The sequence below is a fragment of the Hungatella sp. SL.1.14 genome, from assembly GCF_024460495.1.
Taxonomy (GTDB): Bacteria; Bacillota; Clostridia; order Lachnospirales; family Lachnospiraceae; genus Hungatella; species Hungatella hathewayi.
Genome location: NZ_JANFYJ010000005.1, coordinates 222,682 through 239,063, shown reverse-complemented (window position 1 = coordinate 239,063; position 16,382 = coordinate 222,682). Strand labels below are relative to the sequence as shown.

Sequence of the window (16,382 nt, the reverse complement as noted above, 5' to 3'; positions counted from 1 at the left end):
ACGTCAGATTTTATTTACATCTGTTTACGATATTCTATCGTAGATAATTCCCATGAATATGAAAGAACTGTCATATGGAGTAGTTAAAATAAGGAGAACGTTATGCGTGAAAAATTAGAGACATTATCATTGGCTAAATTAAAGGAGTTTGCCAAAGAACAGGAGATCAAGGGCTACGGTTCCATGAGAAAGGCGGAACTGATTGATATTCTCTGTGCAAAGGCGGAAGAAAAGGAAGGAATAAGTGCTCCGGCAGTTGTTTCAACCGGGAATGACGAGCCTTCTGCGAATGACGTGGAACCGGCGAAAAAAGCCGGCGAACCGGTGAAGAGAGAAGCAGAACCGGCTAAGGAGGAGAAGGCCCCTGCGCCCGCTCAGACACAGGCAGCCCCTGCAAACAGAGTGAATCCGAATGAAAAGAAGAGAACCGTGATTCGTTCCTACCGCCAGGAAGGAACGCAGAGAACCGGTAATTACAGGCAGAGCCAGAGTGATGCCGTGGAGAGAAACGACCGCCAGGACAGGCCGGAGCAGCGTCAGGAGAGGAACGACCGTCAGGAGAGACAGGAACAGCGTCAGGACATGAACCGGATGGAATCCATCAGGGAGACGGCCGAGGAGGCACGCCCGGAATTCCAGCCAAGTCCGGAGCTTCAGGAACTGGACAGTGGCGTCGATGCGTACGGCATTTTAGAGGTGATGCCGGATGGATTTGGTTTTATCCGGTGTGAGAATTACCTGCCGGGTGAGAACGATGTCTATGTGGCTCCGTCTCAGATCCGCCGGTTTAATATGAAGACAGGTGATATTATACAGGGCAGCCGCCGGGTGAAGACTGCTGCGGAGAAGTTTGCAGCCCTGCTGTTTGTAAAATACATTAACGGTTATCCGGCAAGCGCCGCGGAACACAGACCGAATTTTGAGAATATGACCCCTATTTTCCCCAATGAGAGGCTTCATATGGAGACGACGGGGGGCCGCAATACCACGGCCATGAGAGTACTCGATCTCCTGTCCCCGATCGGTAAGGGACAGAGAGGTATGATAGTATCTCCGCCAAAGGCAGGTAAAACCACGCTGTTAAAGCAGGTGGCCAAGGCGGTTACCGTCAACCATCCCGATATGCACGTCATCATTTTGCTGATCGACGAGCGTCCTGAGGAGGTTACGGACATAAAGGAGTCGATAACCGGTAATAACGTGGAAGTTCTCTATTCTACTTTCGACGAGCTTCCGGAGCGTCATAAGAGAGTTTCCGAGATGGTCATCGAGCGCGCAAAGCGCCTGGTGGAGCATGGACGCGACGTTATCATTCTTTTGGACAGCATCACGCGGCTGGCCAGAGCCTATAACTTAACGGTAGCACCCAGCGGCCGTACGCTGTCCGGCGGTCTCGATCCGGCGGCCTTACACATGCCGAAACGTTTCTTCGGTGCAGCCAGAAACATGAGGGAGGGCGGAAGCCTGACGATTCTTGCGACAGCCCTGGTAGATACGGGAAGCCGTATGGACGACGTTATTTATGAGGAATTTAAGGGAACCGGCAACATGGAGCTGGTGCTTGACCGGAAGCTGTCTGAGAAACGGATTTTCCCAGCCATCGATATCTTAAAGTCCGGTACGCGAAGAGACGATCTGCTCCTTACGAGGGAAGAGGCCGAGGCCGTGGATCTCATACGCAAGGCGACCAATACCCTGAAGGCCGAGGACGCAGTGGAGAAGATCCTGGATCTGTTCACCAGAACGCGGACAAATCGGGAGTTTGTGGATATGTCGAAGAAGATTTTCCGATATTAATTTTTGTCGGTCTTTGTAAAAAATATGCTTGCATTAAAAAATATTCTATGATATACTGTATAAGCTGTTTATTAGAGAAAATGGATATTATGAAAGCAACGAGGAGTCTTGACAGATAAAAGATGAATCGTCTAAACAAACTGGCGGTCAATACCATCCGAATATTCGGATGCAACAGCAAAGCTGCTATATCATTTTGGATTTCCCATCCAGAGTGCGGATTGATATAATCGGATCAAACAGCAGTTTGCTTGCTGTGTCATTTTGAGTTTATAAAAACTCAGGGTGCAGATTGAAATAAAATAATAGAAATCAGATTAGGTGAGGTGAAAATCATGAAAGAAGGAATCCATCCAAATTACTACCAGGCCAAAGTTGTATGCAACTGCGGTAATGAATTTGTAACCGGTTCTACAAAGGAAGATATCCACGTAGAAGTTTGTTCTAAGTGCCATTCATTCTATACCGGCCAGCAGAAAGCTGCTGCTGCACGTGGACGTATTGATAAATTCAATCGTAAATATGGCGTTAAGGCCGCTGAATAAGTTAGAGCAAAGAAAAGGTTGAGTTTGGTGGAAACACTTTAGCTCAACCTTTTTTGGGATTTATAGAGAGGTGGTAACATATGAAGTATTCAGGGATCGGCGGACAGGCCGTGATTGAAGGCGTTATGATGAAAAACGGGGATGAGTATGCCACCGCAGTCCGCAAGCCGGACGGAGAGATTGAAGTGAAAAAGGATACGTACGTCAGTATGGGAGAGAAGGTAAAGTTCTTTTCTCTGCCGTTTGTGCGGGGAGTATTCAGCTTTATCGATTCCATGGTGCTGGGGATGAGGTCTCTGACGTTTTCAGCCAGTTTTTTTGAGGATGATGAGGATGCGGGGGAACCCGGGAAATTTGAACAGTTTTTGGACCGTGTCTTCGGTGAGAAGCTGGAAAAGGCTTTGATGGCTGTGGTGATGGTATTTTCGGTGATCATGGCGATTGGTATTTTCATGGTTCTTCCATTATTTCTGGCGAATATTTTCCACCGTTTTATCGCATCGCAGACCGTGATGGCGGTGGTGGAAGGGGTAATCAGAATTGCTATTTTTATTGCGTATATCAAGATTATTTCCCACATGGAGGACATACGCAGAACGTTTATGTATCATGGAGCGGAGCATAAGTGTATTAACTGTCTGGAACACGGTCTGGATCTGACGGTAGAGAATGTCAGAAAAAGTTCCAAAGAGCACAAGCGCTGCGGTACCAGCTTTCTGCTTATCGTGATGGTAATCAGTATTCTGTTCTTCATGGTGGTGCGGGTGGACACAGTCTGGCTGCGTGTAGTCAGCAGAATCGTTCTGATTCCGGTTATCGCGGGGGTATCCTATGAATTCCTGCGTCTGGCGGGCAGGAGTAATTCGAAGATCATGGATATTTTAAGCCGTCCCGGCATGTGGATGCAGGGACTTACCACGACAGAACCGGATGACAGTATGATCGAGGTCGGCATCGCGTCCGTGGAGGCGGTTTTTGACTGGCGGGAGTTTTTAAATAAGAATTTTCCGGAGAAGCAGGGATGAAACTGACATTACAGACATTATGGGAGGAAGCCGCGGAGAGCCTTAGGCGGTCCGGAATCGGTGAGTCGGAGCTTGATGCGAAGTATCTGCTTTTTGAAGCGTTTCAGACAGATATGGTGCATTTCCTCATGCACAGAAACGAAGAGGTGAAGGATGAGGATTCGGTTAAAAGAGCCGTAGCGGATTACCGCAGTATGATAGAAAAGCGGTCAGAGCGGATTCCGCTCCAGCAGATTACAGGCAGCCGTGAGTTTATGGGACTGGAGTTTTCGGTCAATGAACACGTGCTGATTCCGCGTCAGGATACGGAGACTCTGGTGGAGCAGGTTTTGAAGGATTTTCAGGGAAAGAACCCGGAAGTTCTGGACCTTTGTACCGGAAGCGGCTGTATCGGCATAAGCCTGTCAATCCTTGGAGGCTGGCAGGAGATGACGCTGGCCGATATTTCTTTGAAAGCGCTTTTGGTGGCGAAAAAGAATGCGGAAGATTTGATGACTGCGAAGCTGCATCCCATCAGGTTTTCGTCGGAAGGTCAGCAGGAAAGCCCCTGGAGATGGAGGCTTACCTCCGAATTGCCGGGCCTGGAAGACAAAACGGCGGGCGTACAGAATATTACGCTTGTGGAAAGCGATCTGTTCTCCTCTCTCTCCGGTGACGGTAAGCGGAAGTTTGACGTAATCGTCTCGAATCCGCCGTACATTCCTACGAATGTGATCGAGGAACTGGAACCGGAGGTCAGGGATCACGAGCCGAGGCTGGCGCTGGACGGTATGGAAGACGGCCTGTATTTTTACAGACGGCTGGCGGCAGAATGCGGCAGTTATTTAAAGCCGGGAGGGACCGTTTATTTTGAAATCGGATACGATCAGGGTCAGGCGGTGAGCGGGCTCCTTCGGGAAGCTGGCTTTCAGGATGTGCTGGTGTATCAGGACGCGCCGGGGCTTGACCGGGTGGTTAAAGGTACCGCAGCTTCATAAGGTTCCTATGCAAAGTTACTGTAATGTAAGAGTTTGGAGGTTAATTTCCCATGTTTGATAAATTAGACGATATATTGATTCACTATGAAGAGCTGATGCTGGAATTAGGCAATCCTTCTGTAACGGAAGATCAGAACCGTTTCCGCAGGCTGATGAAGGAGCAGGCAGATTTAGCGCCGCTGGTAGAGACTTACACAGAGTATAAGAAGGCGAAGACGGCTGTGGAAGACAGTCTTGCCATTCTGGACGAAGAAAATGACGAAGAGATGCGTGAACTGGCAAAGGAAGAATTATCTGATGCGAAGAAGCAGATCGAAGCGCTGGAGCAGGAACTGAAGATCCTTCTTCTTCCCAAAGATCCGAATGATGACAAAAATATCATTCTGGAAATCCGTGCCGGTGCGGGAGGAGACGAGGCTGCCCTGTTTGCAGCTGAACTGTACCGCATGTACGTCAATTATTCTGAGAGCCAGCACTGGAAAGTGGAGCTGATCAGTGTCAATGAGAACGGAATCGGTGGCTTTAAGGAAGTGGTGGCCATGGTCACCGGAAAAGGCGCTTACTCCAAGTTAAAATACGAGAGCGGTGTTCACCGCGTCCAGCGTGTTCCGGAGACGGAGAGCGGCGGACGTATCCATACTTCCACTGCTACCGTGGCGGTTATGCCCGAGGCGGAGGACGTGGATGTGGTGATCGAGGATAAGGACTGCCGGATTGACGTTATGCGTGCTTCCGGAAACGGCGGCCAGTGCGTCAATACGACGGACTCCGCGGTTCGTCTGACTCATATTCCGACCGGTATTGTTATTTACAGCCAGACCGAGAAATCCCAGCTTCAGAACAAGGAGAAGGCGTTCCGTCTGCTTCGTTCCAAGCTGTATGATATGGAGCTGGAGAAAAGGCAGAATTCCGAAGCGGAAGAGCGCCGGAGCCAGATCGGTACGGGTGACCGTTCCGAGAAGATCCGCACGTACAATTTCCCGCAGGGACGTGTGACGGATCACAGAATCAAACTTACGCTCTATAAGATTGATTCGATAATGAACGGAGATATCACGGAACTGTTAGACAGCCTGATTGCGGCCGACCAGGCGGCAAAGCTGGCGAAGGTGAATGAGAACGTATAAGCAGACTGTGTAACGGTTTGGCGCAGGTTCAACGGCGCGAAGCCGGTGCAGATAAGAGGTTGAGAGTGCCGCCCTGTTTTGATAAACAGGGCGTTTTTTGTGTTTGGCTGCATATCGAAACATTTATGTTCTAAATCATATAATGATAAAAAAGACAGTAACATCCCTTAAGAGGTTAATATGGCCAATGACTCCTTAGGTTCCATCATCACACAGGGGAATTTTCTTCGCATCGATCGGGCACTTGTCGAAGAAGTTTCTTCATCCGGCAGAAATACCGGATTTATCATAATTTCCTATTCAGTTCCGTGGCAAAGCGGAATCACTACGATTCAGCAGCTGCGGCTGAATATTAATCAGAATACTGCAGTTATGAATTCTCTCGGAATGCCTATCCGTTTGAGCGATATTCGCAGAGGCATGCGGGTGGATGCTACATTCTCACCGAACATGACCCGGAGCATTCCCCCACAGTCTGCCGCATTTACAATCGTCACAAGACAGCCCTCCAGACCTTCTGTCAGTACCACAACCCAGCGAGTCGTCTGGATCGACTGCAGCAATAGTCAGCTTCTGGCCGGTATGCCCAATAATATCAGCAGAATGACGAGATATAATATTACAAATTCAACGATCATTCTGAATCGGAATGGACTGCCGATTCGTTTATGCGATCTTCGGCCGGGACAGCTGGTAGAAATCACTCATGCCAGTTTCCAGACGGCGAGTATACCGCCTCAGACCACGGCGTATCGGATTCAGGTGAGATAGGCGGGGATTTTCAGGAAATAACTGTGGTAAGCTGTGGAAATAACTCATAAAAGTAATTCATGAAAGGCTTGTAATGGTGGGGAATACCACTGTTACCGGCCTTTTACGCTGCCATGAAGGATGGAATGATGAAAAATGGATTATGAGAGAGTAAGATTTCCAATGAAGTTCCATTTATAGTTTTCCAGGATCTGTAACATGTGGTATAATGCCATAAGAAGTCGGTGATTTCTTACGAAAATATTTTATCTAAAAGACTGTTCAGGCAGGCTGATTCATCGCATTTTACTCCTGAACGAAGTGAAAGGAATGTAGAGGAGAGATGAAATTAACAGCATTAAAGTGTCCTTCATGCGGTGGTCCTATCGAGTTGGATGAGAAGGACGAGAATGTAGGGTACTGCCAGTACTGTCATACGAAATATTATCTGGAATCGGAACAGCCGAAAGTGTTTATTGAGTATAAGCCGGAAGCCTTTCGCAACAGTATGGCCACGAAGAAGGAGTCGGGAAGCAAAGCGGCAGCCGCAGCCGGAGCGGTGATTGGAGTAATTGGCATCCTGGCATTGATCCTGGTGCCTCTTTCGGGGACATCAAAGAATGCCAACCGGTATCCCGACAGGGACATGACAGCCGCGGCCGCTGCATCAGGGGAACAGTCCAGGGAGGAGAGTAAGGTGCCGGTCACCTATTCCTCATCCTTTGAGGTGTTGATAAAAGAGGCTCTGGGAATGAGCATTTCTTCTGTTACGGAGGAGGAATTGGGGCGGTTTAAGTATCTGGCCATAAGAAAAGGGGAGGCCGGCTGGCTGATCACCTACAGCTTTGAAAATCCGGCAGAGGCTGCGGAACAGGGGCAGGATGCGGATATCCATGTGGTTGTCTGCCAGGAGGCGTTAAAGGTTCAGGATATTGCCGCTTTGCAGAAGCTGGAGTATTTAAATCTGGATCATACGGAACTGCCCGAGGGCAGTCTGGAGACACTGGAATCCTTAAAAATGATTACCTGTGACTACATACAGCTGGACATGCTGCGCCTTGCACTGGGAAGCAGAGCCCAAAATCTGGAGCGGTTGAACGCTTCTCATTTAAAGAGTCTGGAAGAGCTGTCCGGTTTTCCAGGCCTGAAAGCGCTGGAAATGGAAGACTGCCGGGATATTGCAGACATATCTGCACTGGCTCAGGTTAAGGATCTGGAACGATTAAAGCTCTGCGACATGGACGAGGTGAATGATTTCACTGTCTTAAATGTGCTTAAGAAGCTTAAGAGCCTGACGATTGATGCAGAAAACTTAAAAGATATCAGTTTTATTAATCATATGCCGGAGCTTGCGCATCTTGAAATTACAGATTCCAGGATTCTCCTGCTGGATCCGCTTGTGGGGAAAGAGAGTCTGAAAGAGCTTGCACTTGTGGATAACAGTGAGGTGCGTGATTATGGTCCTGTCGGGACTCTTGCAGGTCTGGAGACATTGGTACTAAACAAATATACTTCTCAGGACGATCCGGACCTTACGGCTCTTGCCGGTTTGAAGCATGGAGAATTCCATGGGATGATGGGAATTCGCTTTCTCGGAAGTCTGACAGGGCTGGAAGAACTGAAGGTTCAGGGCTGTAATGTGGATCAGCCGTCTGTAATTGCTTCCCTGCCTTTGCTGAAGAAGCTGGTATACCGGAAAAACTGGGGAAACAGCGATGACTTAAGCTTCCTTGCGGGCTGTCAGGGACTTACTTACTTAGACATGAATCATTCGGAATTTTATGGTGATGTGTCCTATGCATTTAATCTTCCTGCACTGGAAACACTGATTCTCGATAGCAGCAGCTTTGAAATAAAATTCGACCGGCTTCAGGATAATCCAGCCTTAAAGGCCCTCTCTTTAAACCGCGTGAAATTGTATAAGAATATAGAAATGTGGTCCGATGGCATGGTTCGTTCAATCAACTACGATAATGTACTTCTCGATGAGAATACGGAGTTTTTAGCTCATTATCCCTCTCTGGAATACTTGAGTCTTCGGGAAAACCAGCTTACTGATCTCCAGTTTGCCGCCGGACTTAAAAATCTGAGAGAACTGGATGTCGCGGATAATTATGTGACCGACACCCATGTACTGGATCAGTTGGAGTATTTGGGGAAAGGAAGTTCGGTGAAGCGGCCGGTGGCAGACGTAGACTGGATTGATACAGCCGGGGATTTCCATTGATTATTCAGGCGCGAAGCTGCGGCGCCGCCCTGGGCGGATTGAGCAGAATGAAAATCGGAAGGCCGATCTGCTCGATTCGCACAGAGGCGGCAATTTTTATGGGGGAAAAGCGGGGATTGGCTTACCGGATTTTTTATCGGTGAAAATAATTACAGAGATTTTGAAAAAGTCCTTGATTCTTTTATAATTATCGGTTATACTTAATTTACAACTAAGCGAAGTAAAATATACGTAATATTTAGCGCGCTCCGTATCATTATTTTCTAATAATCCAAAGTACTTTATTGATCTGTTACTCTCTTTTTTATTCCCAAATTTTGTTTTATATACTGGTTTTATAAAGATAATTTTATTTAAGAAATACTCAGGTGATGGCGAGTGATCGGGAAATCGGTTGATACATCGGCCGACATGACGCGGCAGCAGGTTTTATGTCTTTTATCAGTTCATTATTTCTGTTTTTCTGTATCCGGAATTAAAATTCTGCCGGAATAATCCAGGAGTTTAGTAAAAAATTATTGATTCGGAAGGGGCTGAGGAATGCAGGGGGTTCCTTTTTTAACAACTTAACTACATACACGGTATAAGGAGTGAGAAGAGATGTGCAGAAAATGGCTGTTTTTTTCTCTGGCTGTATTGACCGCTTTGATGGTTATTCCGGCAGATCTGGTTTATGCCCGGCCGAAGCAGGAGATCACGGTGCTCTCAGAGATTATGTTTGGAACGTCAGAAGAATATGTGCCGGAAATCATTCATGAGGAGGGAGGGCAGTTATATCGATTGAAGAGCTGGGAACTGGAGCCGGTCATTGTGAACCCCAGAGAGAAGTATGTGGAACAGGAGATTTTCTATGAAAGCGTAGAAGGGATAGAGGGTGTTCCTGAACGGCGGAATATTACCTCAGAAGAGGATTTTTCGGGATTGAAGGTGAGCGCCGATTATCCGGTAATTAAAAGAAAGAAGGTGAAGGAAGAATGGCGTGATGATTTCACGTTTCCAGTTGTATTTCATTCCTATGGGGCGGAAGAATATTTCCTGGGCGTAGAAAATGTGCCGGTTGACGGAGACGCACTGCGTTTGGAACTGTATGAGGAAGCCCTTCTTTCGGAAATTGGAGTAACGACTGAAAATTACAGAATTACCAGTACTGTGTGGGATGGTGCTCCGTACATGGATGAAGACGATATTCTATGCAGAAATGCAACCGCTTTTGGCAAGCGGAAGGTGAGGGATTATCTGGTTACCTATGGAGGAACGGTCAGGTTTCCTGAACTGGAAGGGCTTCGGTGCAGGGCTGTATATACTCTGAAGGAGTTTGAACGAACACCGGCTGAAGAGAAGCGTATTGTCAGGAATGGTGCGGTGAACACAGCGGAAGAAGAACGGGATTCTGACTGGACCATCAGAAGGGAGGCCATGGTGATTACAGTGTCCTTAGTACTGGTTCTGTTCGTCGTGATGCTGGGGGCATGGCTGATAAAGCGGGTTGTGGAAAAGAGAGAGGAGAGAAGCGAATGATGTGGACAATAAGAAAGAAAAGCCGTTGGTTTGCATTCTGGCTGGGATTGCTGCTGACTGCTGCATTTGCGGTCCCTTCCCATGCGGAATGCGCAGAGAAGAATCGAGCAGATACCGGCCGCTGGGTTTATAGAACAGATTATGGCGCTGCGGAGGAAAACCAAAACAGTATGGAGCAGGGAGGAGCCTGGTACCGTTTGAATGCAGCGGATGAAGTGGATACTGGCTGGATCTTCACGGACGGCTTCTGGTATTTTCTGGATCCGGGAGACGGAATGCAGAAAGGCCGTATGATGACCGGGTGGCAGTGGATTGATGGAAGATGCTACTATTTTGCAGAAACTTCTTCCGATTTCTATCCACAGGGAGCCATGTATGCGGCTTGTAAAACACCGGATGGGTACCTGGTAGGTACAGGCGGAGCCTGGCTGGATGAACACGGAGACGAGTGGTATATCGCTGGCAGAGGTCTGTCGGCGCTGAAAACAGATGATGGAAATCATCTCCCGGAACTTGATGCAGGCAGAAAAAGAAAGTACGGAAGCGGCGGCGGAGGAGGAAGTACGGGGGGAGGCGGAAGCCGCCTGCCGGAAGGTGGAAATAAAGAAGGTAATACAGATAAGGATCAGCCCGAGGAGAAGAACGATTCGGAACGTGAAAGCTTTCCGGAGACAGACGACAGCACTACGGCCCCGGCAACACCGTCTGATGCGGCGCTGGTTTCATGGGAAGTGCGTTTTGTTGAGGAGAAAGATCCGAATAGAAAGATAATTCGCACGCAAAGTGGAAAAAGTGAGGAAGGAACAGAGGTGACTGTGGATTTTCCGGAGATCGTTCCGGGCAGTGACGGCTGGCAGTATCAGGCACTGGAAAAAAGCCCCAAACAAATCATGGTGTCCGGCACCGGTCTTCAGAAATATACGGTATTGTTTCGTAAAACCGATCGAATCCCAGATGAATCCGGGCAGGAGGAAGGGGAGCGGAGGCTGGAAAGCTGGATCAGGCTGGCTGAACATGCAGATCTTGAAATTACGGGAGGAAGAACGGAAGGCTGGAGCGTGATAACAGAGAATCAGGAGGAGAGCCGGGAACGGCTTCGTAATCTGGTTTCTATGGTACATGACAAAAAGCGGCATGAAATCTATCTGATTGCGCGGAATCATAATCCTTCTACCGTGGTAATCGGCCAGGAATTTCCGGATATATCGAATATTTCAGGACTGCTTATGGATGAATTTGTGAGTTCGGATAACCGCTACAGCGTTTTGCGAATCGGATTTCAGAGAATCTGGAGACCGGAATCCTGTGTTCATAAGATGGAGGCACTGGAGTCTGTAGTGCCGGACTGTATATCCGGTGGTCATGAACGGCGGCGGTGCGCATTGTGCGGTTACGAAGAGACCGTTCAGTTTCCGGCCTCCGGGCACTGTGATGAGGACTCAGACGGAATTTGCGATATCTGCTGTCAGGAAATCGATGATGCGGCTGTTCCTCAAACGGGGATTTACCGGGAAGGGGATATACAGATACGAAATATTGGCGGAAGGCAATACCGATTCCGATGCATTGATGAAGATTACAGTGATGACAGAGAGAATCTGGGATATGGAGCACTTTTTCTGTGTGAGACGGTGATACGCTCCGACATTGTAAGCGATCAGCAGTCTGTGAGAAAATGTAAGTTTGGCATGGATAACAACTATAAAACATCCGATATCCGAACCTGGCTTCAGAAAAATACGGACGCCTCGATGAGAGAGGCATCTTTTGTCTATACCGGCGTGAATACGGCATACCAGGGAAGGACCAGGGCGGGAGAATATGAGCAGTTTACATTTGATGATTTGGAAGGATATGAGAAACCATTCCAGATGATGGAAGATCAAATGTTTATATTTTCTCTGGAGGAAGCGGTAAAATACCGGGATGTTCTGTGGAAATTTGATGGAAGCAGCCAGAATAATCCGCAGTCTCAGTATTCTCCTTATTCCAAAGGATATTATTTGAGAACACCTCAATATGAAGGAGAAGATAACTTTCAATATGGGAAAGGAATATATGTGGTCGATCTGGCGAATGGCAGTCTGCATCCGGTCGAGGTCTCCGATACGAGTATAGGCATCCGGCCGGCTTATGTCATCGCCCGGCGTTAAAGCGTGTTTAAAAATGTATTCCTGTCAGCTGACTGAAAGTGATTTTAAACATACTCTGGGAGCAGCAAAGATAAATACTGAGAAAAGGGAGGAAGAAGACGATGAAAGAGAGGAAAGACATGATAGCACAGGGCAGGAGAAGATGGTGGAAAAAACTGCTGGCCTGTCACTTATGCGGTATTTTGGTATTCCCGGCCTTCTGTTCCTATCCGGTTTCGGCGCTGGATCTGGAAGGCGGCAGGAAGCAGGCTGCGAGTTCCAGTGCGTTGGAAGCGTTTGGGGAAGCGGAGGAGAATGGCGAATCACAGACTGCGACAGCCTCCGATGCATCGCGTCAGGAGACAAAGGCTTCGCTTTCCAATGCGGTGAGAGCGATAAACTCACTGGGGAATATCTGGGATTCATGGAGTGGAAAGACAAGTTTTGAATTTCTGAATGGAACTCAGGGGGATGGTTCTGAGAGCCGGCCATTTTTGATTAAGAACCGGGAACAGCTTATGGGGCTTTCGGAACTGACAGCGATGGGGATGACAGTTCCGGATGCGGAAGGTGCAGACTATGCGGGGGATTATACGGGATGTTTCTTTGCCCTTGGCGGAAATATTGACATGCAGGGGGTGGACTGGATTCCCATCGGTTTTTACCGGGACTCTTCAGAGATGCCGGGTGAGGTGGAGTATGCGTTTCAGGGGGATTTTGACGGGAATGGATATACGATCAGGAACCTGCGGCTAAATAAACTGGGGAATTACGATCACATTGGTTTGTTTGGTGCGATCGCTAATTCAAAGATTCACGATTTCTGTATGATCCCGGATACGGAGATAAAAGGAAATGACAGAATAGGAACGGTAGCCGGCTATGCAGTTGATTCAGAAATCCGGAATGTGACAGTCAAAAATGCAGCGCTGAACACTTCCGGAATTGTCGGAGGAATAGCAGGAGAGATAAGCGGAACCATAATTGAGAACGCCGTGTGCGATAACGTTCTTATTGATGCCCGTGCCGGTAAGGAGGTTATTTATATTGGAGGAATAGCGGGTATCGCATCCAATTCCCTCATCGCAGACTGTACTGTTGCAACCGGCACAGGTAATACGGCACGAATCCAGGGAACCGGATATACAGGGGGAATAGCCGGGCTGCAGAATTCTGCAGATATCTACAATGTCCACGTGAATGGAACGATCGGAGGTTATCATTCCACTGCAATTGGCGGAGTGACAGGAAAGTATGTATCAGGAAAGTTAAAAGTAGCACGGTTTGAAGGCACCATCGGGAATTCGCAGCTGGGAGCTATGGCAAGAGAAGGGGCGTTTATCGGAACAAGGCAGGGGGCAGCCACAAACTTTAACTATATTGACGATGTGGCGTATCTGTTCACCGATCGTGAGAGTAAGATCAGCGCCAATGTATGTGGATCAGAGATCGCGGATGATAATGACTATACCTATGCAGCCCATATCGGATACTGGCACAGCGGTGATTTGCATTACACGCTGGTTCAGGGAGGAACCAGCAAAAATATAACTGACCGGTATTTCTATGAGGAACTGGAAGACGGTATTTTGTCGGTAATGGCTGAGACAGATGATAACCGTTATACTATCGATCATTTTGCTCCTGATTCGACAGGACGTCCCGTACGGGGATACTTAATTAATGTAAATCAGATTGACACGACAGCAAATGGCCGGAATTTTTACGATGTGGCAGTGCTGGAAGCAAGGGGAGTATCCCAGTATTCCGGTGTTCTTAATAAGAATCACCGGGGAGCTGTCGCGGCCGGATCGGTTGTCTATGTGAATACATCACCAAACAATACAGAAACAGAGAAATTTCAAATGAACGGAACTCCATATTACATAGATGGAGACGGAATCAAAAAAAACATCGCGTATTCTGCTGACAGTCACTGTTATACCTTTCGTATGCCGGAAGAAGATATCGTGGTAGACGCAGTCTATAAAAAAGTAGCGGCAGCAGTCGATGTACAGCCGGATGTCTGTCATTTTACTGTGACACAGACCAGGACCGGTAATCGGAAGAATCCCGTAAAGACGACAGAAATCCGAAATAAAGCAGGAAAGCTGATTGCCCGGTACATCAACGGACTACTGGAACAGGGAACCGAAGTGCAGCCGGTCACGATACAGGCGGTTATTGATGCAAATAATGATGTGAGTGATGAACGGGTGAGATGGAGTATAGACGATGCGGATTTAATCAGACTGGCAAAAAACGATGATGAAGACTCAGATGGATATACTGCAAAATCGGCCAGTATTACGGTAAATTTAAATGCCGGATTTTTTAATGAAATCATCCGTGAGCAGGAGCGAAAGCAGCAGGAGGAGAATTACCGGTACAGAATACCTAATACGATTTATGGGGCTGGTCACCAGAATGGGGCTGTTGCAATTCTGACTGCAGAAACGAGGCCGTCGGCCTCGTTCGAAGGGAAGCCCTGTACTGCTAACTGCCGGATTAATGTAACATTCCAGATTCTCGACAATACACTCGTCGCTGCAGAGGGGGCAGTGCTGGATAAACAGACACTGGAATATACGGTTACGAGACGGTTGACAGGGAACCGGATAGAACCGGAAGAGAGTATTCTGGTAACGGCTCCGCAATCGTTAACTGCTGAATTCGAACCGGATTATTTTTCGAGGGACGAAGTATCGTGGAAGGCCAGTGATCCGGCCGTAATCAGGATAAATGAAGAAGAGGCATCTTATAAAGAAGTTTCGGTATCTGCCTATAAGGATGCAAAATGGATCAGGGATATCATAGCGGCAGATAATGGAAAAAAGGAGAATGACAACTATACGCTGCTTACTGGAAATGGGGAACGGAGTGTCCGCGTTTCAGTAGAAGGGACGGATAAGCTCGGGAACCGGGCAACGGCGGAATGCATGGTTACGGTCCGTTTTGTGACAGAAGACAAAACCAGGATTGTTCCTGATGCGGTTAAATTAAATCAAACGGCCATGGAATACCGTCTAACCTATGATAAGGCCGGAGATATTCATTCAGAAACTGTGGGAAAAGGCGGGTTTGAGCGGAGAACGCTGACTGCCGCAGTCAGCCCTGATATTGAAGACAGCGAAAGTCACAGACCATTTGACCGAAGCATAGTGTGGAGCTCATCTGATTCAGAGGCGTTGTCGGTAGACGCAGATGGAACACTTACGGTAAATGACGGAGCGCCGTGGATTTTGGAAGCATTGTCGAGGCAGCCGTATCAGGCTGTAAAAACGGTGGATATTACAGCTGCGGCAAATGACGGACTGCGGACAGACAGATGCAGGGTAACACTGAATTTCCAGGCGAACTGTATCGAGGCGGACCAGGAAAAGGAGGTATTTCCTATCACCCTTACACTGACAGGAAGACGTTCGGCTCCGGTATTGACCTTCAGCGGACAGGAAGCCAGGGAGCTGAGTGCGGTCATCTATTCCAGTCATCCTGATGTAAGCCAAATTGTGTGGTCCTCTGAGGATCCGGATCTGGTGACAGTTACACGGAACGGGACAGTAGCTCCGGTATTGCTGGACGAAAATAATGAACAGAAGGCTCTGTGGATTAGAGATCTGTTAAGATCCGGGGCATACAGCGGTACGAAAACGGTATTGGTTAATGCGTCAACGGCCGACGGAAAAATGAAGGATTCCGTATTGATTGAATTAAATCTCAAGGTGATTGATCGTACCTACCCGTCTGGGGGATCAGGAGGCGGCGGTACCGGGGGAATGGGCACCACTACCGGTGTGACGCCTTCCGGAAAAACAACCGGGCAAGCGGGCGCGAATGGTGCAGTCACCGGTACCTGGACTCAGACTGCAAATGGAAAATGGATCTTTGCATCTGACAGGACATATGCAAATGAATGGGCCTATATTAACAATCCATATGCAGCCGGGAACCAGCCGGAGGCAGCCTGGTTTCGATTTGATGAGGAAGGATTTATGGTTACGGGCTGGTTTACGGATCAGAATGGAAATCTTTATTATCTGAATCCGGCAATAGACGGGACACAGGGGCAGATGCTTACGGGGTGGCAGCAGATTGATGGGAGCTGGTATTATTTCAATTCATCTTCAAAGGAAGTAATGGGAAAGCTTTTAACCAATACGGTTATTGACGGAAGTTTCCTCGTGAATGAAAAAGGGCAGTGGATACCATAACGTACAAATCTTTTGCCGGTATGAGATCAAGCCCGGAATCAGGGGCCCGTTCATTTTACCCAAAGGAGGAACT

General features: G+C 48.0%; 10 protein-coding genes. All 10 read left to right on the top strand.

The genetic code is table 11. The annotated features are described in order from the left end of the window. Window positions 1-102: 102 nt before the first annotated feature. On the top strand, window positions 103-1,797 hold the full coding sequence (rho, locus tag NE473_RS07785; protein WP_055650737.1) for a transcription termination factor Rho: 1,695 nt from the start codon (window positions 103-105) through the stop codon (window positions 1,795-1,797). 335 nt (window positions 1,798-2,132) lie between these two features. Then, window positions 2,133-2,342, top strand: a complete 210-nt coding sequence (rpmE, locus tag NE473_RS07780; RefSeq protein WP_002601704.1) for a 50S ribosomal protein L31 — start codon at window positions 2,133-2,135, stop codon at window positions 2,340-2,342. Between the two features lie 80 nt (window positions 2,343-2,422). Further along, entirely contained in the window at window positions 2,423-3,367 is a 945-nt protein-coding gene (locus NE473_RS07775) for a DUF1385 domain-containing protein (protein ID WP_022031566.1), read from the top strand. After that, entirely contained in the window at window positions 3,364-4,344 is a 981-nt protein-coding gene (locus tag NE473_RS07770) for a N5-glutamine methyltransferase family protein (protein ID WP_055650738.1), read from the top strand. The genes NE473_RS07775 and NE473_RS07770 overlap by 4 nt, the downstream gene beginning before the upstream one ends. 50 nt (window positions 4,345-4,394) lie before the next feature. Continuing rightward, entirely contained in the window at window positions 4,395-5,471 is a 1,077-nt protein-coding gene (prfA, locus tag NE473_RS07765; protein WP_006773097.1) for a peptide chain release factor 1, read from the top strand. Between the two features lie 180 nt (window positions 5,472-5,651). Continuing rightward, entirely contained in the window at window positions 5,652-6,242 is a 591-nt protein-coding gene (locus NE473_RS07760) for a hypothetical protein (protein ID WP_006773096.1), read from the top strand. Between the two features lie 322 nt (window positions 6,243-6,564). After that, the gene (locus NE473_RS07755; RefSeq protein WP_055650739.1) at window positions 6,565-8,448 is read left to right on the top strand and encodes a leucine-rich repeat domain-containing protein; all 1,884 of its coding nucleotides are present in this window, start codon (window positions 6,565-6,567) and stop codon (window positions 8,446-8,448) included. A 600-nt stretch (window positions 8,449-9,048) separates the two neighbouring features. Then, window positions 9,049-9,966: a hypothetical protein gene (locus NE473_RS07750; protein ID WP_055650741.1), complete on the top strand. Its 918-nt coding sequence runs from the start codon at window positions 9,049-9,051 to the stop codon at window positions 9,964-9,966. Then, window positions 9,963-12,119: a DUF6273 domain-containing protein gene (locus NE473_RS07745; RefSeq protein WP_256265195.1), complete on the top strand. Its 2,157-nt coding sequence runs from the start codon at window positions 9,963-9,965 to the stop codon at window positions 12,117-12,119. The genes NE473_RS07750 and NE473_RS07745 overlap by 4 nt, the downstream gene beginning before the upstream one ends. A gap of 101 nt (window positions 12,120-12,220) precedes the next feature. Continuing rightward, window positions 12,221-16,309 (top strand): N-acetylmuramoyl-L-alanine amidase family protein, encoded by a 4,089-nt coding sequence (locus NE473_RS07740; RefSeq protein ID WP_055650743.1) that lies wholly within the window; start codon window positions 12,221-12,223, stop codon window positions 16,307-16,309. Window positions 16,310-16,382: the final 73 nt, after the last annotated feature.